Origin of the sequence: Streptomyces sp. NPDC001406 (assembly GCF_042895285.1) — a bacterium.
Taxonomy (GTDB): Bacteria; Actinomycetota; Actinomycetes; order Streptomycetales; family Streptomycetaceae; genus Streptomyces.
The window spans coordinates 41,001-59,206 of record NZ_JBIAWG010000015.1 but is presented as its reverse complement, the minus strand read 5'-3'; the positions used below and the strand labels follow the sequence as shown (position 1 = coordinate 59,206).

Below are 18,206 nucleotides of genomic sequence, written 5' to 3'. Positions count from 1 at the left end.
CAGGGTGTCAGGAGCGCGGCCGGGTCGGCTCGGCGACCGGGGCGGTGTCCGCCGTCGGGGCCTCGCCGAAGCGTGCCAGCAGCAGCGCTCCCGCCACCGCCACCACGAAGCCCAGCACCGCCAGCCAGGTCAGCCCCTCCCGCGTACGGTCCCCGAGCCACACCACCCCCACCGCGGCCGGGCCGATCGTCTCCCCGATCACTATCCCGGCGGTGGCCGTCGTCGGCGAACCGCGCTGCAGGGCCGACGTCAGCAGCAGGAACGCGGCGCCGCCGCCGAGAAGCAGGGCATAGGTCGCGGGGTTGGTGAGCAGGTCGGACGGCTTCAGCGAGTCGATCAGCCGCACCGCCACCTCCACCACTCCGAACCCGAACCCGGCCCCCAGCCCGAGCAGCAATGCCCGCCCGCGCCCCGGCAGCCGCCCGCCGACCGTCCCGAGCAGCAGCACTCCCACCGCCGTCCCGAGCATCGCGTACTTCAGCGCAGCCGAGCCGGAACGGTCCCCCTCCGTCCCGGACGCCAGCCCCAGCATTGCCAGCCCGGCGCACACCACCGCGACCGCGCTCCACTCCACCCCGCTCAGCCGCACCCGCAGCAGCCGCGCCGCGACCACCGCCGTCACGGCGAGGCTGGACGCGAGGGCCGCGCCGACCGCGTAGATGGGGATCGACCGCAGAGCCGCGATCTGCAGCAGGAAGCCGAGCCCGTCCAGCGCGAGCCCGGCCAGATACCGCCACTGCCGCAGCGCCCGGAGCAGCAGCGCCGCGTCCCCGCCCCCGCCGGTGTCGGCGGCCTCGCGCGCCGCCATCGCCTGCAACACCGTCGCCGTACCGAAGCAGACCGCCGCGCCAAGGGCGCACAGCATTCCAAAGAGCACAAAGCGACTGTAGGGGAGCGGAAAAACCCGGGGGTCCCTGGGGTGCCGCTCTTACCGATCTTTAGGCTGACGGGACAGCGACAAGAAATCAGCCGACGGGGGACACACGAACATGGCCAGCACACGCAGGCAACTGCGCTCCGGAACCGTCGTCCTCGGCGGCATGGGTCTGCTCGCGGCGGCCCTCACCGCCTGCTCGTCCGAACCGGACAAGCGCTGCGTCGACCGCGACAGCTACAACCTCACCAAGGGCTACAAGGTCGTCGCCGACAAGAACTGCAAGTCCACCAAGGTCACCAAGGTCTCCGTCAACGGCGCCTGGTACTACGGCGGCAAGAAGAAGAACGGCTGGGTCGACGGCGGTTCCTTCACCAAGCCGAGCAAGGGCTCGGGCGGCGGCTCCTCGGACGACGACAGCCACCACAGCGGGGTCCACCGCGGCGGCTTCGGCGGCGGCAAGGGCAGCTCCGGCGGCTGAACGGGACACGCGAGATGGAACGCCGCACGATCGAACCCCGCCCCGGCTGGCAGCGGACCGTCGAGGAACAGGGGCTGATCTACCCGCTCACCCGCCACCGCGACGGCTCGCTGCGCCCGTACTGGGACGAGAGCGCGTACTACGCCTTCACGCTCGACGAGGTCGAGGCGCTGGAGCAGACCGTCGAGGAACTGCACCGCATGTGCCTGGCGGCCGCGGACCACATCGTCACCACCGGCCGCCTCGCCGACCTCGGCATCACCGATCCGCGGGTCGCGCGGGCGGTCACCGAGGCCTGGCGGCGGCGCGCCGAACTCCCCTCCGTCTACGGCCGCTTCGACCTCCGCCATGACGGCACGGGCCCGGCGAAGCTCCTGGAGTACAACGCCGACACCCCCACCTCCCTGGTGGAGGCCGCCTCACCGCAGTGGTTCTGGATGGAGGACCGTTTCCCCGGCGCCGACCAGTGGAACTCGCTCCACGAACGCCTCGTCGCCGCCTGGAAGAAGCAGGCCGCCCTCCTCCCGCCCGGCAGCCCGCTGTACTTCGCGCACTCCTCCGACGACGAGCTGGGCGAGGACCTGATGACCGTCGCCTATCTGAAGGAGACCGCGCAGCAGGCCGGCCTGGACACCGACTGGATCTCCATGGAGGAGATCGGCTGGGACCCGCTCTCCGGCCGCTTCGTCGACAACCGGCTCCGCTTCATCCGCAGCTGCTTCAAGCTCTACCCCTGGGAGTGGCTCACCACCGACGCCTTCGCCGGCCATGTCCTCGACACCCTCGACAACGGCGGCGGCACCGGCAGCACCCTGTGGATCGAGCCCGCCTGGAAGATGCTGCTGAGCAACAAGGCCCTCCTGGCGATCCTCTGGGAGCTGTACCCCGGCCACCCCAACCTCCTGCCCTCCTACCTCGACGGCCCGCGCGAGCTCGCCACGACCACCGGCTACGTCGCCAAGCCCCTCCTGGGCCGGGAGGGCGCCGGCGTGACCGTCCACGAGCCCGGCACGGAGCCCGTCCCGCGCGAGGAGCCCTGCTGCTACCAGCAGCTGGCCCCGCTCCCCGCCTTCGACGGCAACCACGTCGTCCTCGGCGCCTGGGTCGTCGAGGACGAGTCGGCCGGGCTGGGCATCCGCGAGTCCTCGGGCCTGATCACGGACGAGTACGCCCGCTTCCTGCCCCATGTGATCCTCTAGGTCCTGTCGTCCGACTCCCGTGGTCCCCCCGCAGGGCAGGCGGGAGTTTGACGACAGGGCCTAGGACGCCTGGGCACCCAGCACGCCGCGGAGCTGGTCGAGGCCCCAGTCCAGGTCCTCCTTGCTGATCACCAGCGGCGGGGCGATCCGGATCGTCGAGCCGTGGGTGTCCTTCACCAGGACACCCCGCTCCATGAGCTGCTCCGACACCTGCCGTCCCGTCCCCGCCCGCCGGGCGATGTCGACCCCGGCCCACAGCCCGCGCCCCCGCACCCGGGTGACCGTGCCGGTGCCGAGCAGCGCGCCCAGCTCGCGGTGCAGATGCGCGCCCAGCTCCGCGGACCGCGCCTGGTACTCGCCGGTCCGCAGCATCGCGATCACCTCCAGCGCCACCGCACAGGCCAGCGGATTCCCGCCGAACGTCGACCCGTGCTCGCCCGGCCGGAACACCCCCAGCACCTCCGCGCTCGACACCACCGCCGACACCGGCAGGATCCCGCCGCCCAGCGCCTTCCCGAGCACATACATGTCCGGTACGACGCCCTCGTGCTCGCACGCGAAGGTCCGCCCGGTCCGGCCCAGCCCCGACTGGATCTCGTCCGCGATGAAGAGCACGTTCCGTTCCCGCGTCAGCTCCCGCACCGCCGGCAGATAGCCCTCCGGCGGCACGATCACCCCCGACTCGCCCTGGATCGGCTCCAGCAGCACCGCGGCCGTGTTCTCGGTGAGCGCCTCCCGCATCGCGGTCAGGTCGCCGTACGGCACGATCTCGAAGCCGGGCGTGTACGGCCCGAAGTCCGCCCGTGCCTCCGGGTCCGTGGAGAAGCTGATCACGGTCGTCGTACGGCCGTGGAAGTTGCCGCCCGCGACCACGATCTTCGCCATCTCCGCGGGCACCCCCTTGACCCGGTAGCCCCACTTCCGGGCCGTCTTCACCGCGGTCTCCACGGCCTCCACGCCCGTGTTCATCGGGAGCACCATGTCCATGCCACACAGTTGGGCCAGCTCGGTGCAGAACGCGGCGAACCGGTCGTGGTGGAACGCCCGGGACGTCAGCGTCACCCGCTCCAGCTGCGCCTTGGCCGCCGCCACCAGCCGCGGGTGCCCGTGCCCGAAGTTCAGCGCCGAGTACCCGGCCAGCAGATCGAGATACCGCCTCCCCTCGACATCCGTCATCCAGGCGCCGTCCGCGGTGGCCACGACCACCGGCAGCGGGTGGTAGTTGTGCGCACTGTGGGCGTCCGCGGCGGCGATGAGCGTCTCCGTAGCGTTCACGGGATCTCCAGAGGGCCAGAGAGTCGGGTTCGTCCCTTTCTTATCCTCGCTCGCATGGTGGACGTGGGACCTGCCGAATCCGACGCGCCCGGTAGGCTGACCAGCGGGCCGTAACTGGCGCGCTGGGATGGGACGGACCATCGGGGAGCGGCCCGATCGGGAAACAGTGCCGTGCGCCTGGGCCGAGCCGAGTACGCCGAATGTCACGTCCGGAGGTCCCGATGCCCGAGAATTCCGCCAGCCCTGCGCCTCTCTCCACCGAGTCGACGGCCTTCCGAGCCGCCCTCGACGTGATCCGCGCCGTCGAGCCGCGCGTCGCAGACGCCATCGCGCAGGAGGTCGCCGACCAGCGCGAGATGCTCAAGCTGATCGCCTCCGAGAACTACGCCTCCCCGGCCACCCTGCTTGCCATGGGCAACTGGTTCAGCGACAAGTACGCCGAGGGCACCATCGGCCGCCGCTTCTACGCCGGCTGCCGCAATGTCGACACCGTCGAGTCCCTCGCCGCCGAGCACGCCAAGGAGCTGTTCGGCGCCCGCCACGCCTACGTCCAGCCGCACTCCGGCATCGACGCCAACCTGGTCGCCTTCTGGGCCGTCCTCGCCCAGCGTGTCGAGGCCCCCGCCCTGGAGAAGGCCGGCGTCCGCCAGGTCAACGAGCTCTCCGAGGCCGACTGGGCCGAGCTCCGCCAGGCCTTCGGCAACCAGCGCATGCTCGGTATGTCCCTGGACGCCGGCGGCCACCTCACCCACGGCTTCCGCCCGAACATCTCCGGCAAGATGTTCGACCAGCGCTCCTACGGCACCGACCCGGCCACGGGCCTGATCGACTACGAGGCGTTGCGCGCGTCGGCACGTGAGTTCAAGCCCCTGATCATCGTGGCGGGCTACTCGGCCTACCCCCGCCTGGTGAACTTCCGGATCATGCGTGAGATCGCCGACGAGGTCGGCGCGACCCTCATGGTCGACATGGCCCACTTCGCGGGCCTGGTCGCGGGCAAGGTCCTGACCGGCGACTTCGACCCGGTCCCGCACGCCCAGATCGTGACCACGACCACCCACAAGTCCCTGCGCGGCCCGCGCGGCGGCATGGTCCTGTGCGACGACTCCCTCAAGGACCAGGTCGACCGCGGCTGCCCGATGGTCCTCGGCGGCCCGCTCCCGCACGTCATGGCCGCCAAGGCCGTCGCCTTCGCCGAGGCCCGGCAGCCCGCGTTCCAGGACTACGCCCAGCGCATCGTCGACAACTCCCGGGCGCTGGCCGAGGGCCTGATGCGCCGGGGCGCGACCCTGGTGACCGGCGGCACGGACAATCACCTCAACCTGATCGACGTGGCCACGTCCTACGGCCTCACCGGCCGCCAGGCCGAGGCCGCGCTCCTGGAGTCCGGCATCGTCACCAACCGCAACGCGATCCCGGCCGACCCCAACGGCGCCTGGTACACCTCCGGCATCCGCATCGGCACCCCGGCGCTGACCACGCGCGGCCTGGGCACGGCCGAGATGGACGAGGTGGCCGGCCTGATCGACCGGGTCCTGACGACGACGGAGCCGGGCACCACCAAGTCGGGCGCCCCGTCCAAGGCGGCCCACGTCCTGGACGCGAAGACCGCGGAGGAGATCGCCCAGCGGGCGACGGACCTGGTGGCGGGCTTCCCGCTGTACCCCGAGATCGACCTCGGCTGATCCCGGCACCCCGGGCGGCCCCCGCGGCTGCCCGGGACCCGTTCCGGGTGGCGGCCGCGCTCTGAGAGAATGATGAGCATGGCCTCTGACAGTCCCCGCGTGCTCTCCGGAATCCAGCCCACCGCAGGCTCGTTCCACCTCGGCAACTACCTCGGTGCCGTCCGCCAGTGGGTGGCCCTGCAGGAGACCCACGACGCGTTCTACATGGTCGTCGACCTGCACGCGATCACGGTCCCGCAGGAGCCCGCGGAGCTGCGCGCCAACACCCGGCTGGCCGCCGCCCAGCTTCTCGCGGCCGGCCTCGACCCGGACCGCTGCACGCTCTTCGTCCAGAGCCATGTGCCCGAGCACGCCCAGCTCGCCTGGGTCATGAACTGCCTCACCGGCTTCGGCGAGGCCTCCCGCATGACCCAGTTCAAGGACAAGGCCGCCAGGCAGGGTGCCGACCGCGCCTCCGTCGGCCTGTTCACGTACCCGGTCCTCCAGGTCGCGGACATCCTGCTGTACCAGGCCAACGAGGTCCCGGTCGGTGAGGACCAGCGCCAGCACGTCGAGCTCACCCGCGACCTCGCCGAGCGCTTCAACGGCCGCTTCGGCCAGACCTTCACCGTCCCGAAGCCGTACATCCTCAAGGAGACGGCGAAGATCTACGACCTCCAGGACCCGTCGATCAAGATGAGCAAGTCGGCGTCCACGCCGAAGGGCCTCATCAACCTCCTGGACGACCCGAAGATCACCGCGAAGAAGGTCAAGAGCGCCGTCACCGACACGGACACCGTGGTCCGCTTCGACGCCGAGAACAAGCCGGGCGTGAGCAATCTGCTCACGATCTATTCGACGCTCACGGGTGCGGGTATCGCCGAACTGGAACAGAAGTACGAGGGCAAGGGCTACGGTGCGCTCAAGACCGACCTCGCCGAGGTGATGGTCGAGTTCGTGACCCCGTTCCGGGAGCGCACCCAGCAGTATCTGGACGACCCCGAGACGCTGGACTCGATCCTGGCCAAGGGCGCGGAGAAGGCGCGGGCCGTCGCCGCGGAGACACTCTCCCAGGCGTACGACCGCGTGGGCTTCCTGCCGGCCAAGCACTGAGGCGTACGACCGCACGTACGTACGTCGGGCAGAGCGCTGTACATCACTCCGGCTGCGCCTGCCCACAACACAGCCGTGGCCTTACAGTCGATAGCCGGACGGCTGAGTACGAACCAGACACCTCACTCGGCAGCGCATCCGGCAGCGCACCGGACACGACGACAGGAGACGACGTGGGGACCGTAACGATCGGCGTGTCGATCGCGGTCCCGGAGCCTCACGGCAGCCTGCTCCAGGAGCGGCGCGCGGGCTTCGGCGACCCCGCGGCTCACGGCATCCCCACCCATGTCACCCTGCTGCCGCCGACGGAGCTCGACGCCACCGGGCTGCCGGCCGTCGAGGCGTATCTGACCGAGGTCGCCGCGGCCGGCCGCCCCTTCCCGATGCGGCTGTCCGGCACCGGCACCTTCCGGCCGCTGTCGCCGGTGGTGTACGTGAAGGTCGTCCAGGGCGCGGAGGCCTGCGCCCGGCTGCAGAAGCGGGTCCGGGACGCCTCCGGTCCCGTGGCACGCGAGCTGCAGTTCCCGTACCACCCGCACGTCACGGTGGCGCACGGCATCGACGACGCGGCGATGGACCGCGCCTTCGAGGAACTCGCCGACTACGACGCCGAGTGGCCCTGCACGGGCTTCGCGCTCTACGAACAGGGCCCCGACGGCGTATGGCGCAAGCTCCGGGAGTTCACCTTCGGCGGCTCGGTGGTACCCCCACAGGCCGGCCACGCGGACGTGGAACGCGGCACGATCGCCAGCCGCTGAGCGCTTCGCCGGTGGTGGCGGGGCGGGTCGTCGGTTGTCCGCGGCGCCGTCGTGGCTGGTCGCGCAGTTCCCCGCCCCCCTTCCGGTTGCTGCCGTGTCAGATCGGCAAGCGGCGGAACACCGCGCGTGGCGCGTGGCGTAGGGCCGACATGATCAGGCGGAGCAGTCCCGGTACCCACACCGTCTCCGTGCGCCGTCGCAGTCCGAGTTCGATGGCCGTGGCGACCTCCTCCGGTGTGGTGGACATCGGTGCCTCTTCGAGACCGGCCGTCATTCTGGAGCGTACGAAGCCGGGGCGTACGACCATGACGTGGACGCCGGTGCCGTGCAGCGCGTCGCCGAGGCCCTGGGTGAAGGCGTCGAGGCCGGCCTTGCTGGAGCCGTAGATGAAGTTCGAGCGGCGGGCGCGCTCACCGGCGACCGAGGACAGCACCACCAAGGAGCCGTGCCCCTGGGACTGGAGGGCCCGCGCGCACACCAGGCCCGCCGACACCGCGCCCGTGTAGTTGGTCTGGGCGACGCGTACGGCGTTCATCGGCTCCCGCTCGTCGCGCGCCTGGTCGCCGAGGATGCCGAAGGCGAGCAGCACCATGTCGATGTCGCCCTCGGCGAAGACCTTGCCGAGCACACTCTCGTGGGACTCGGGGTCGAGCGCGTCGAAGGCGACGGTGCGGACGTCCGCCCCCTGGGAGCGCAGGCCCTCGGCGGCCTCCTCAAGGGTGGGAGAGGGGCGGCCCGCCAGCCACACCGTGCGGGTGCGGCGCGCGACGAGCCTGCGCACTGTCGCCAGCGCGATCTCTGACGTGCCGCCCAGGACGAGCACGGACTGGGGGATGCCGAAGGCGTCCTTCACGACAGCTCCTTGGGGGATCGGAACGGCTGGTGTGGACTCAGAGGCCCAGGCGTCGGGCCAGGTCCGAGACGAAGAGCCCGCGTGGGTCCAGTTCCGCGCGCAGGGCCCGGAAGTCGGCGAGCCGGGGGTACATCGCGGCGAGCATGTCCGGGCGCAGCCGGGAGTCCTTGGCGAGATAGACGCGCCCGCCCGCCGCGGCGACCTCCTCGTCGAGTTCGTCGAGGAACGCGCCGAGGCCGGGCAGCGCGGCCGGAATGTCCAGTGCGAGGGTCCAGCCGGGCACCGGGAAGGAGAGCCAGCCGGGGTCGGCGTCCCCGAAGCGCTTGAGGACGGCCAGGAAGGAGGGGCAGCGGCGCTGGGAGATACGGCGGACGATCCGGCGCAGGGCCTCCTCCTGGCCGTACCCGACGACGAACTGGTACTGGACGAAGCCGCCGCGGCCGTAGATCCGGTTCCAGTGCGGCACTGCGTCCAGGGGGTGGAAGAAGGCGGAGATCCGCTGGAGTTCACCGTGCCGCGCGCGGGGCGCCCTCCGGTACCAGAGTTCGTTGAACAGCCCCACGGAGGTACGGCCGAGCAGCCCGTCGGGGACGAGGGCGGGGGCGGCCGGGAGCTGCCGGGGGCGGAAGGACAGCGGACGGCGCCACGCGCGTGTGCCCTTGCGCAGGGCCTGCCGGGGCGCGTGGTCGCCGCGGGTGAGCACCGCGCGCCCGGTCGCCGCGCCGCGGGCCAGCAGGTCGATCCAGGCGACCGAGTAGCGGTAGCGGTGGTCGGTCGCCGTCAGACGGGCCATCAGGTCGTCGAGGTCGGTGGCGCGTTCGGTGTCGACCGACAGGTACGAGGTCTCGACCGGCAGCAGCCGCATGGTGGCCGTGAGGATCACCCCGGTCAGGCCCATGCCGCCCGCGGTCGCGTCGAACAGGGGCGTGCCGCGGCCGACCGCGTGGATCTCGCCGTCGGCCGTCAGGAGTTCGAAGGACAGCACGTGGCGGCAGAAGGAGCCGGAGACATGGTGGTTCTTGCCGTGGATGTCGGCGCCGATCGCCCCGCCGACCGTGACCTGACGGGTTCCCGGCGTCACCGGCACGAACCAGCCGAGCGGCAGCAGCACCTCCATCAGCCGGTGCAGGGACACGCCCGCGTCACACAGCACGGTGCCGCCGTCGGCGTCGATGGCGTGGATGCGGTCGAGCCCCGTCATGTCGATGACGGACCCGCCGGCGTTCTGCGCGGCGTCCCCGTACGCCCGCCCCAGTCCCCGCGCGATGCTGCCCCGGGCCCCGCAGTTCCGGACGGCGGCCACGGCTTCCTCGTAGCTCCGCGGGCGGATCAGCCGGGCGGCGGTGGGGGCGGTGCGGCCCCAGCCGGTGACGGACACCGTGTCTTCGGACATGGCGGTGACCGTATCGCCCTTATATGGGCGATTGGTTATGGAACATTACGCTCATCCCCGAAATGGGTGATTAATGGTATGTCGCACAATATTGTCGTAGTGCTGGCGGCGGTCGACGTGAACAGTGAGTCCACATGGACGACTTCGACGACCTGGACCACAGAATCCTTTCTGCACTGCATGCCTGCGGCACCGCTCCGCGCGTCGCCTCCGCCGCACGCGGCCTGTCCCTCGCCGGTGAGCACGGCGCCCTGTGGCTCGGGACGGGACTCGTCGGAGCCGCCGTGGACGGCACCCGGCGCGGCTCCTGGTTGCGCGGCACCGCGCTCGTGGCGGGCGCACACCTCGCCAGCATGGGCGTGAAGCGGCTCGTGCGCCGTGCGCGCCCCTCGCACATCGAACCCCTGGTGAGCACCGCGGGCCGGCACTCCTTCCCGAGCTCCCACGCCGCCTCCTCCGCGGCCGCCGCCGTCGCCTTCGGCGCGCTGGGGACCTACGGGATCGCGCCGCTCGCCGCCGCCATGTGTCTCTCCCGTCTGGTCGTCGGCGTCCACTACCCCACGGACGTGGCCGCCGGCGCGGCGCTGGGGGCGCTCACGGCCCGGCTCGGGGCGCGCTGGATGAGGGGGAGCGCCCATGACTGAGGCAGCGCCCCTCACGGAATCGGCCCTCCTGGAGCAGCGCGCCCGCCACGAGCCACCCGCGCGGGTGCGCACCGCCACCGTCCTCACCGGCCTGCTGAAGACCACCCGCCCCAAGCAGTGGGTGAAGAACACCCTCGTGGTCGCCGCCCCGGCCGCGGCCGGGCAGATCTTCTCCCGGCACGCCCTCGTCCAGGTCGGCCTGGTCTTCGTCCTGTTCACCGGCTGCGCCGCCGCCGTCTACCTGATCAACGACGCCCGCGACGCCGCGGCCGACCGCGCCCACCCCACCAAGTGCCGCCGCCCGGTCGCCGCCGGACAGGTCCCGGTGCCCGTCGCCTACGCCGCCGGAGGCGTCCTGGCCGTCCTCGCGCCGGCCGCCGCGGCCTGGCTGACCTCACCCGTCGTCGCGGCGCTCCTGACGGCCTACATCGGCGTACAACTGGCGTACTGCGTCAGTCTCAAGCACGTCCTGGTGGTCGACCTCGTCGTCGTCACCACCGGCTTCCTGATGCGGGCGATGATCGGCGGGGTCGCGCTCGGCATCCCGCTGTCCCGCTGGTTCCTGATCACCACCGGCTTCGGGGCGCTGTTCATGGTGTCGGCCAAGCGCTACTCCGAAGCCCTGCAGATGGCCGGAAAAGCGGGCGCCACGCGCGCGTTGCTCACCGAGTACACCACCGGCTACCTCCGCTTCGTCTGGCAGCTCGCGGCCGGCGTCGCCGTCCTCGCCTACTGCATGTGGGCCCTGGAGGAGGGCGGTGTGCCGCACGCGAGCGTGCTTCCCTGGCGGCAGCTGTCGATGGTCGCCTTCATCCTCGCGATCCTCAGATACGCCGTCTTCGCCGACCGCGGCACCGCGGGCGAGCCGGAGGACGTGGTCCTGCACGACCGCGCCCTGGCCCTGATCGGAGCGGCCTGGCTGGCGATGTACGGCCTGGCGGTGGCGAATTGGTGACCCGGGCGCAGCGGGCCGAGGTGCTGGGCTTCGCCACCGTGGGTCTCCTCGCCTACGTCACCGACCTCGCCCTGTTCACCTGGCTGCGCGGCCCGGCCGCCCTCGACCCGCTCACCGCCAAGGCGCTGTCCTTCGTCGCGGGCTGCACGGTCGCCTACACCGGCAACGCGCTCGGCACCTACCGGCACACTCAGCCGCGGGGCATGCGCCCGTACGCCGTCTTCGTCGCCGTGAACATCGCGGGCGCCCTGGTCCAGCTCCTGTGCCTCGCCGTCAGCCACTACGGCCTCGGCCTCACCTCGCAGCGCGCCGACACCGTCTCCGGGGCGGGAATCGGCATGGCGCTGGCCACTGTCCTGCGGTTCTGGGGTACTCGGACATGGGTGTTCCACAACGAGGGCAGAGTCGGATCATGGACTGGCTGAAGAAACTCCCCGTCATCGGGCCGCTCGTCACGCGCCTGACGGCCACGCACGCGTGGCGGTCGTACGAGCGACTGGACCGGGTGAAGTGGACCCGGCTGGCCGCCGCGATGACCTTCATCAGCTTCATCGCGCTGTTCCCGCTGCTGACCGTGGCCGCCGCGACCGCCGCCGCCACCCTGAGCGAGAAGCAGCAGCGGGATCTCCAGAACAAGATCGCCGACCAGGTCCCCGGCATCTCCGACCAGCTCGACATCCACGCCCTGGTCCAGAACGCCGGCACCGTCGGACTCATCGCCGGCGCCTTTCTGCTGCTCACCGGCATCGGCTGGGTCGGCCAGATGCGCGACTGCCTGCGCGCGGTGTGGGAACTGCCCGACAGCGAGGAGAACCCCCTGCTGCGCACGGCCAAGGACGCGGGTGTCCTGGTCGGCTTCGGCGGCGCGGTCCTGACCACCCTCGCCGTCTCCACCGTCGCCTCCGCCATGGTGGGCTGGATCAGCGACCAGCTCGGCATCGGCCGTGCGAGCTGGGGCAGCCTCCTGCTGCGGACGGCCGCGTTCGCCGTCGCCGTCCTCGCCGACTTCCTGCTGCTGCTCTACGTCCTGACCCTGCTGCCCGGCGTAGAGCCGCCGCGCCGCCGCCTGCTCGTCGCGGCACTGATCGGCGCGGTCGGCTTCGAGCTGCTGAAACTGCTGCTCAGCAGCTATATCCAGGGAGTCGCCACCAAGAGCATGTACGGCGCTTTCGGCGTCCCCGTGGCCCTGCTGCTGTGGATCAACTTCACCTCGAAGCTGGTCCTGTTCTCCGCCGCCTGGACGGCGACGGAGAGCGAGGAGACGGCGCTCACGGACGGGACGACCGGCGGCGCACCAGATCCGGCAGCGGCCACCGGCGGTTGACCAGGAACACCCCGCCCGCCAGCAGCGCCAGCAGTCCACCGGTGATCGCCAGCGCGATGCCGATGCCGCCGCCCCCGGCGGAGGCGCTCACCACCGGCTTCGCGGACCCGCCGCTCCCGGTACCGTCCTTCTTCCCGTTGGCGGCCGTGGTGCTCGGCTGGGCGCTGGACTGCGCGGCGCTCCTCGGCGCCGCCAGTTCGCCCACCGGCGTGACCTTGCCGGCCGCCTTGAAGCCCCAGTCGAAGAGCTTGGCGGTCTCCTTGTAGACCTCGTTGTGCTCGCTCTTCTCCGGCTTCATGACGGTGACCAGCAGCACCCTGCCGTCGCGCTCGGCCACTCCGGTGAAGGTTGCGCCCGCGTTGGTGGTGTTGCCGTTCTTCACACCGGCGATGCCCTGGTAGACCGGGACGTCGCTGTCCCCGCTGAGCAGCCGGTTGGTGTTCTGGATCTCGAAGGTCCCGCGGACGGACTTGCCCTTCTTCTTGGTCGTCTCGCCGGGGAACGCCGCCCGCACGGTCGAGCAGTACTCGCGGAAGTCCTTCTTCTGCAGCCCCGAACGGGCGAACAGGGTCAGGTCGTACGCCGAGGAGACCTGTCCCTTCGCGTCGTAGCCGTCGGGGCTGACCACGTGCGTGTCGAGCGCCTGCAGCTCCTCGGCGTGCGCCTGCATGTCCTTCACGGTCTGCTCGACGCCGCCGTTCATCGCGGACAGCACGTGCACGGCGTCGTTGCCGGAGCGCAGGAAGACGCCGAGCCACAGGTCGTGGACCGTGTAGGTCTCGTCCTCCTTTATCCCGACCATGCTGGAACCGGCGCCGATGCCCGCCATGTCGGACGGCACCACCTTGTGCTTCGTCGACTTGGGGAACCTCGGCAGGACCGTGTCGGCGAACAGCATCTTCAGCGTGCTCGCCGGGGGCAGTTGCCAGTGCGGGTTGTGCGCGGCGAGCACCTCGCCGGACTCGGCGTCGGCGACGATCCAGGAGCGCGCGGTGAGGTCCTTGGGCAGCACGGGGACGCCACTGCCGAGGTTGACCTGGGTACCGGCCTGGCCGAGGCGGGCACCGCCGACCACCGACATGTGCGCCGGGGGAGTGGCGGAGGGGCTCGTCGAGGGGCGCGGGGCCGCGAGGGCGGCGGGCGCGGTGAGCGAAAGGGACAGCAAGGTGGCGGAAGCGAGCAGCAAGGATCGCTTACCGGTCTTCTTGGGTGCGGGCACGATCGAGAACGTACCTTCAGTGGATCGCGAAGTCCCGCGCGCCCTCCCACCCCGGGCGCGGATCCGGACAGCCGACGGCGATACTGGGTGCATGAAGCTCAGCCGCCCGGTCTCCTGGTTCCTGCTCGCCTTCGGGGTGTGGAGCTGGGTCATCTGGGTCACTTTCGTCAAGAATCTGATCAAGGACAGCAGCGGACTCGCCTTCGACGACGGCCACCCGACGGCCTACTTCTGGGTGCACCTGCTGCTGGCGGTCGTTTCCTTCGTATTGGGGACGGTCATCGGGGTCATCGGGTTGCGCGGACTGCGCGCACTGCGCCGGACGTCATAGCGGGGGATACGGCAGCTTGGTCATCGTCTTCGTCCTGGTCGCCCTGGCCGTCCTGGCCGTCGTGGCGGGGCTGCACCGGTATCTCTGGCGCCGTCTGGTCCGCGACACGACCCGCCGCCGGGGCCCGGCCCGCCGTTTGGGCACGGTCGCCTTCGTCGCCGGTCCCACGCTGATGATCACGGCGCTGGTGGCCGAACGCTCCGGCGCCCCCTTCTGGCTCCAGCGCACCCTGGCCTGGCCGGGCTTCCTGTGGATGGCGCTGTGGCTGTACCTGATGCTGGCGGTGGTGGCGGGAGAGGCCGTACGGCCCCTGCTGCGACGGCTCATGGAGAAGCGGGCCCCCGCGCGGGCGCCCGCGGTCGAAGAGCCCGAGCCCGAGACCGCGAGCGTCGCCGCGTCGGCCGAGGGCGCGGTCCGGGGCGAGGCGAACGCCCCCTCGGCGAGCGCACCCCGGGCCGCTGCACCCACTGCCGGGCCCGCCGCCGGGCCGCCCGCTCCCGACAGCCCCGCCGCCCCCGAAGCCTCCGACGTCACCCGCCGCCTCTTCGTCTCCCGTGTCGTGGGCGGAGCCGCCGCCACGGCCGCCGTCGCTACCGTCGGATACGGGACGTACGGCGTGCTGCGCGGACCGAGCGTGAAGCGCGTCACGGTCCCGCTGGCCAAACTCCCGCGGTCCGCGCACGGATTCAGGATCGCCGTCGTCAGCGACATCCACCTGGGCCCCGTCCTCGGCCGGGGTTTCGCGCAGAAGGTCGTCGACACGATCAACGCGACCCAGCCCGACCTGATCGCGGTCGTCGGTGATCTCGTCGACGGAAGCGTGAAGGACCTCGGCCCGGCGGCCGCCCCGCTGGCCCGGCTGAGCGCGCGGCACGGGGCGTACTTCGTCACCGGGAACCACGAGTACTTCTCCGGCGCCGCGCAATGGGTCGAGGAGGTACGGCGGCTCGGGCTGCACCCGCTGGAGAACGCCCGCACCGAACTGCCCGCCTTCGACCTGGCCGGCGTCAACGACCTGGCGGGCGAGAGCGAGGGCCAGGGCCCCGACTTCGCCAGGGCGCTCGGCGACCGCGACACCTCGCGCGCCGTCGTCCTCCTGGCCCACCAGCCGGTCCAGGTCCACGAGGCCGTGAAGCACCACGTGGACCTCCAGCTCTCCGGACACACCCACGGCGGGCAGCTCTGGCCCGGCAACTTCGTCGCGGCCGCCGCCAACCCGACCGTCGCGGGCCTGGACCGCTACGGCGACACGCAGTTGTACGTGTCCCGGGGCGCGGGTGCCTGGGGGCCGCCGACGCGGGTCGGCGCGCCGTCGGACATCACGGTGATCGAGCTGGCGTCGAGACAGGCGTGACCCGCATGCGCGGCACGTAACTGTGAAAGCGCTGTGAAATTCACCGGAAACAAGCGCCCGGTAAGTTCTTTCTCATCTCGCCAGATTGCTCTTCCCCCGGTTGAAACACGTGTGATTAGGTGAGCCGCGCCACTTAGGGGAGTGGCACTTTTGTGCTGGCCTTGGGTAGGGCCAGGCTGGGTCCTGGGGAGGGCACCACCATGCGATCTGTTCGCATGCGGATTTTCGCGACGCTTCTCGTACTTGCGGCCGCGGGAGTGGGCGGCTGGCAGTTGTTGCCGTCGCAGGGGAACACGAACAGAACCATCACCGTCGGCACCACGGACGCCGTCACATCACTCGACCCGGCCGGTGCCTACGACGCCGGTTCCTGGGCCTTGTTCAGCAATGTCTTCCAGTCGTTGCTGACCTTCGAACCGGGCGGTGTCGAGCCGGTGCCCGACGCGGCGCGGAGCTGTGCGTTCGTGGGGACCGGACTCCAGACGTATCAGTGCAGGCTGCGCGACGGGCTCACGTTCCCGAGCGGGCGCGCGGTGACCGGCGAGGACGTGAAGTACTCCTTCGACCGGGTGAAGAAGATCAACTCCGATGTCGGCCCGGCGTCCCTGCTGTCCACGCTCAACTCGGTGAGCGCCGAAGGGAACACGGTCACCTTCCATCTGTCGTCGCCGGACGCCACCTTCCCGTTCAAGGTGGCCACCGGCGCCGGCTCGATCGTCGACCGGACCAGATATCCGGCCAACACCCTGCGCAGGGGCACCGAGGTGGACGGCACCGGCCCCTACACGCTGACCGGGTACACCAAGGACGAGCAGGCCGACCTCACGCCGAACACGCGCTACAAGGGCGACCTCGGCGGCACCGGCCGCCCCGTCCGGCTGCGCTACTACGCCGACTCGGCCAAGCTGAACAGCGCCTGGAAGGCCAAGGAGGTCGCGGTCGCCACGCGGACGCTGCCGCCCGCGGTCCTGTCCCGCCTCTCGGCGAGCGACCCCGACCAGCGCGTCACGGAGTCCGACAGCTCCGAGACCCGCAACCTCTACCTCAACACCCGCGCGAACTCCCCGCTGCACGAGGTGGCCGTCCGCCGGGCCATGGCCTGGCTGATCGACCGCGAGCAGCTGGCCGCGAAGGTGTACGACGGCACGGTCGACCCGCTGTACTCGCTGATCCCGACCGGCATCACCGGCCACACCACCTCGTTCTTCGACGACTACCCGAAGCAGAGCACCGCGAAGGCCAGGGCCCTGCTCGTCCAGGCCGGCGTCAAGCTCCCGGTCCGCTTCACCTTCGGCTACGGCAAGGGACGCGGGGCGGGCGCGGAGGAGGCCGCCGAGCTGAAGAAGCAGCTGGAGGCCGGCGGTCTGTTCAAGGTGGACGTCCAGGGCTACGAGTGGACCGACTTCCAGAAGCGCTGGGCGGCCGGCAGGCTCGACGCGTACGCGGTCGGCTGGGTCGCCGACTACCCGGACCCGGACACCTTCGCCGCCCCGCTGGTCGGCACCGGCTCCACCATGCACACCGGGTACAGCAACAAGCTGGTCGACAACCTGATCGTGAACAGCCAGACGTACGCCGACCGCAGGCTCGTCTCGCAGGACTTCCGCAACCTGCAGGCGGACGTGGCCGCCGACGTGCCGCTGATCCCGCTGTGGCAGCGCAAGGAGTACGTCGTCAGCAGCGAGGACGTCGGCGGCGGCCAGTACCTCTCGGACGGCACGGGCGTGTTCCGGCTGTGGCGGCTGACCTGGATCTGACGCGATCCGGTCGCGCGCCCGCGGGAACTTACGGCCGAATGACGCGGGGCAGACACCCGACGCGGCACCCTGTGACGGAGGTGCGCATGGGGTGAGGAGCAGATGTGCTGAGACGCAACTCCTTCCGGCTGCCCCGGCATCCGGCTTCCGTCGGACTGGCCCGGCACCGGGTCCGGGACCATCTGGCCGACTGGGGCCACGGTCCCGGTGACCCGGCGCTGGAGGACGCGGTGCTGCTGGTGTCCGAGCTGACCACCAACGTCGTACGCCACGGCCCCTCTCTGGAGCGGGAGTTCGAGGTCGCGGTGACGGCTCTGGCGGACGGCTCCTGCCTGATAGAGGTCTCCGACGAGGGCCGCTTCGAACCCCGGCTGCGAATGGTGGGCGACCGCGCGGAGGCGGGCCGCGGCCTGCACCTGGTGGAGAACATCGCGACGGCCTGGGGTGTGTGGAGCCGGGGCAGACACGGCAAGACGGTATGGGCACTGATAACGACCAACACCTGAATCCCCGCCCCCTGCCCACCCGTAAGCCCTCACGTCTCCCCGGCCACCCGGGTCGGCAGGCTCACCGTCACGGCCGGCCCCTGCCCGGGGGCGGTTCGTACCGTGACTTGGCCGCCGTGTGCTTGTACGACGCCCTGCACGATGGCCAGGCCGAGTCCGCTGCGCGCGCCGCCGTCGGCGCGGAGGAAGTGGTTGACGGCTCTCGCTGTGTCCTCTTCGGCCCGCCTCGGACCCTGTCCGGCCGCCGTACGGGCCTACGGCTCTGCCGTTGCCCGGGTCGGCAGGCTCACCGTCACGGCCAGCCCTTGCCCGGGGGCGGTTCGTACCGTGACTTCGCCGCCGTGTGCTTGTACGACGCCCTGCACGATGGCCAGGCCGAGCCCGCTGCCCGCGCCGCCGCCCGCGCGGAAGAAGTGGTTGACGGCTCTCGCTGTGTCCTCTTCGGCCCGCCTCGGACCCTGTCCGGCCGCCGTACGGGCCTACGGCTCTGCCGTTGCCCGGGTCGG

At 71.2% G+C, this 18,206-nt stretch carries 18 protein-coding genes, 2 pseudogenes and 1 riboswitch; of the genes and pseudogenes, 13 read left to right on the top strand and 7 right to left on the bottom strand.

The window, feature by feature from the left end:
* Nucleotides 1-7: 7 nt before the first annotated feature.
* Nucleotides 8-865: a DMT family transporter gene (locus tag ACFY1J_RS32760; RefSeq protein ID WP_390710287.1), complete on the bottom strand. Its 858-nt coding sequence runs from the start codon at nt 863-865 to the stop codon at nt 8-10.
* A gap of 124 nt (nt 866-989) precedes the next feature.
* Here ACFY1J_RS32760 and ACFY1J_RS32755 point away from each other — a divergent pair, with 124 nt between their 5' ends.
* Both ACFY1J_RS32755 and ACFY1J_RS32750 read left to right on the top strand, forming a co-directional pair.
* A complete protein-coding gene (locus ACFY1J_RS32755) occupies nt 990-1,355 on the top strand; it encodes a hypothetical protein (protein ID WP_390710104.1) in 366 nt (121 codons plus the stop codon).
* 14 nt (nt 1,356-1,369) lie between these two features.
* Nucleotides 1,370-2,554 (top strand): glutathionylspermidine synthase family protein, encoded by a 1,185-nt coding sequence (locus ACFY1J_RS32750; RefSeq protein WP_390710103.1) that lies wholly within the window; start codon nt 1,370-1,372, stop codon nt 2,552-2,554.
* A gap of 60 nt (nt 2,555-2,614) precedes the next feature.
* On the opposite strand, the gene rocD is transcribed toward ACFY1J_RS32750, so the two are convergent.
* Nucleotides 2,615-3,829: an ornithine--oxo-acid transaminase gene (gene rocD, locus ACFY1J_RS32745; RefSeq protein ID WP_390710102.1), complete on the bottom strand. Its 1,215-nt coding sequence runs from the start codon at nt 3,827-3,829 to the stop codon at nt 2,615-2,617.
* A gap of 100 nt (nt 3,830-3,929) precedes the next feature.
* Nucleotides 3,930-4,019: riboswitch (ZMP/ZTP riboswitch) on the top strand.
* Between the two features lie 31 nt (nt 4,020-4,050).
* Between rocD and ACFY1J_RS32740 the strand changes: the two genes are divergently transcribed.
* The 3 genes from ACFY1J_RS32740 (at nt 4,051) to ACFY1J_RS32730 (ending at nt 7,364) form a co-directional block, all read left to right on the top strand.
* Nucleotides 4,051-5,514: a glycine hydroxymethyltransferase gene (locus ACFY1J_RS32740; protein WP_390732476.1), complete on the top strand. Its 1,464-nt coding sequence runs from the start codon at nt 4,051-4,053 to the stop codon at nt 5,512-5,514.
* A 78-nt stretch (nt 5,515-5,592) separates the two neighbouring features.
* Nucleotides 5,593-6,606 (top strand): tryptophan--tRNA ligase, encoded by a 1,014-nt coding sequence (gene trpS / locus ACFY1J_RS32735; RefSeq protein WP_390710100.1) that lies wholly within the window; start codon nt 5,593-5,595, stop codon nt 6,604-6,606.
* A gap of 173 nt (nt 6,607-6,779) precedes the next feature.
* A complete protein-coding gene (locus ACFY1J_RS32730) occupies nt 6,780-7,364 on the top strand; it encodes a 2'-5' RNA ligase family protein (protein WP_390710099.1) in 585 nt (194 codons plus the stop codon).
* A gap of 97 nt (nt 7,365-7,461) precedes the next feature.
* Here the strand turns inward: ACFY1J_RS32730 and ACFY1J_RS32725 are convergent, their stop codons facing one another.
* Nucleotides 7,462-8,217 (bottom strand): decaprenylphospho-beta-D-erythro-pentofuranosid-2-ulose 2-reductase, encoded by a 756-nt coding sequence (locus ACFY1J_RS32725; protein ID WP_390710098.1) that lies wholly within the window; start codon nt 8,215-8,217, stop codon nt 7,462-7,464.
* A 37-nt stretch (nt 8,218-8,254) separates the two neighbouring features.
* The gene (locus ACFY1J_RS32720; RefSeq protein WP_390710097.1) at nt 8,255-9,610 is read right to left on the bottom strand and encodes an FAD-binding protein; all 1,356 of its coding nucleotides are present in this window, start codon (nt 9,608-9,610) and stop codon (nt 8,255-8,257) included.
* Between the two features lie 134 nt (nt 9,611-9,744).
* Here ACFY1J_RS32720 and ACFY1J_RS32715 point away from each other — a divergent pair, with 134 nt between their 5' ends.
* From ACFY1J_RS32715 to ACFY1J_RS32700, 4 genes are read left to right on the top strand one after another with little or no spacing between them, the layout of a single operon-like run.
* Entirely contained in the window at nt 9,745-10,254 is a 510-nt protein-coding gene (locus ACFY1J_RS32715; protein ID WP_390710096.1) for a phosphatase PAP2 family protein, read from the top strand.
* Entirely contained in the window at nt 10,247-11,209 is a 963-nt protein-coding gene (locus ACFY1J_RS32710; RefSeq protein ID WP_390710095.1) for a decaprenyl-phosphate phosphoribosyltransferase, read from the top strand. The genes ACFY1J_RS32715 and ACFY1J_RS32710 overlap by 8 nt, the downstream gene beginning before the upstream one ends.
* Nucleotides 11,203-11,634 (top strand): GtrA family protein, encoded by a 432-nt coding sequence (locus ACFY1J_RS32705; protein ID WP_390710094.1) that lies wholly within the window; start codon nt 11,203-11,205, stop codon nt 11,632-11,634. The genes ACFY1J_RS32710 and ACFY1J_RS32705 overlap by 7 nt, the downstream gene beginning before the upstream one ends.
* Complete coding sequence (locus ACFY1J_RS32700) at nt 11,622-12,533, top strand: YihY/virulence factor BrkB family protein (protein ID WP_390710093.1); 912 nt, start codon at nt 11,622-11,624, stop codon at nt 12,531-12,533. The genes ACFY1J_RS32705 and ACFY1J_RS32700 overlap by 13 nt, the downstream gene beginning before the upstream one ends.
* Here the strand turns inward: ACFY1J_RS32700 and ACFY1J_RS32695 are convergent.
* Complete coding sequence (locus ACFY1J_RS32695; protein WP_390710092.1) at nt 12,478-13,752, bottom strand: D-alanyl-D-alanine carboxypeptidase family protein; 1,275 nt, start codon at nt 13,750-13,752, stop codon at nt 12,478-12,480. The two genes, ACFY1J_RS32700 and ACFY1J_RS32695, sit on opposite strands and share 56 nt — an antisense overlap.
* A 91-nt stretch (nt 13,753-13,843) precedes the next feature.
* Here ACFY1J_RS32695 and ACFY1J_RS32690 point away from each other — a divergent pair, with 91 nt between their 5' ends.
* The 4 genes from ACFY1J_RS32690 to ACFY1J_RS32675 all read left to right on the top strand — a co-directional run bounded on the left by ACFY1J_RS32690 (nt 13,844) and on the right by ACFY1J_RS32675 (nt 17,700).
* The gene (locus tag ACFY1J_RS32690; RefSeq protein WP_316747584.1) at nt 13,844-14,083 is read left to right on the top strand and encodes an SCO4848 family membrane protein; all 240 of its coding nucleotides are present in this window, start codon (nt 13,844-13,846) and stop codon (nt 14,081-14,083) included.
* Nucleotides 14,084-14,099: 16 nt separating this feature from the next.
* Nucleotides 14,100-15,437, top strand: coding sequence for a metallophosphoesterase (locus ACFY1J_RS32685; RefSeq protein WP_390710091.1), 1,338 nt, complete (start codon nt 14,100-14,102; stop codon nt 15,435-15,437).
* A 200-nt stretch (nt 15,438-15,637) separates the two neighbouring features.
* Nucleotides 15,638-17,194 carry an ABC transporter substrate-binding protein gene (locus ACFY1J_RS32680; protein WP_390710090.1) on the top strand — a complete coding sequence of 519 codons (1,557 nt, stop codon included), beginning with the start codon at nt 15,638-15,640 and terminating at the stop codon, nt 17,192-17,194.
* 104 nt (nt 17,195-17,298) lie between these two features.
* Nucleotides 17,299-17,700 (top strand): ATP-binding protein, encoded by a 402-nt coding sequence (locus ACFY1J_RS32675; RefSeq protein ID WP_390710089.1) that lies wholly within the window; start codon nt 17,299-17,301, stop codon nt 17,698-17,700.
* A gap of 29 nt (nt 17,701-17,729) precedes the next feature.
* Here ACFY1J_RS32675 and ACFY1J_RS32670 read toward each other — a convergent pair.
* Nucleotides 17,730-17,921: pseudogene (locus tag ACFY1J_RS32670) on the bottom strand (ATP-binding protein); the annotation flags it as partial.
* 33 nt (nt 17,922-17,954) lie between these two features.
* Nucleotides 17,955-18,146 (bottom strand): annotated as a pseudogene (locus ACFY1J_RS32665) (ATP-binding protein); the annotation flags it as partial.
* Between the last annotated feature and the right edge of the window lie 60 nt (nt 18,147-18,206).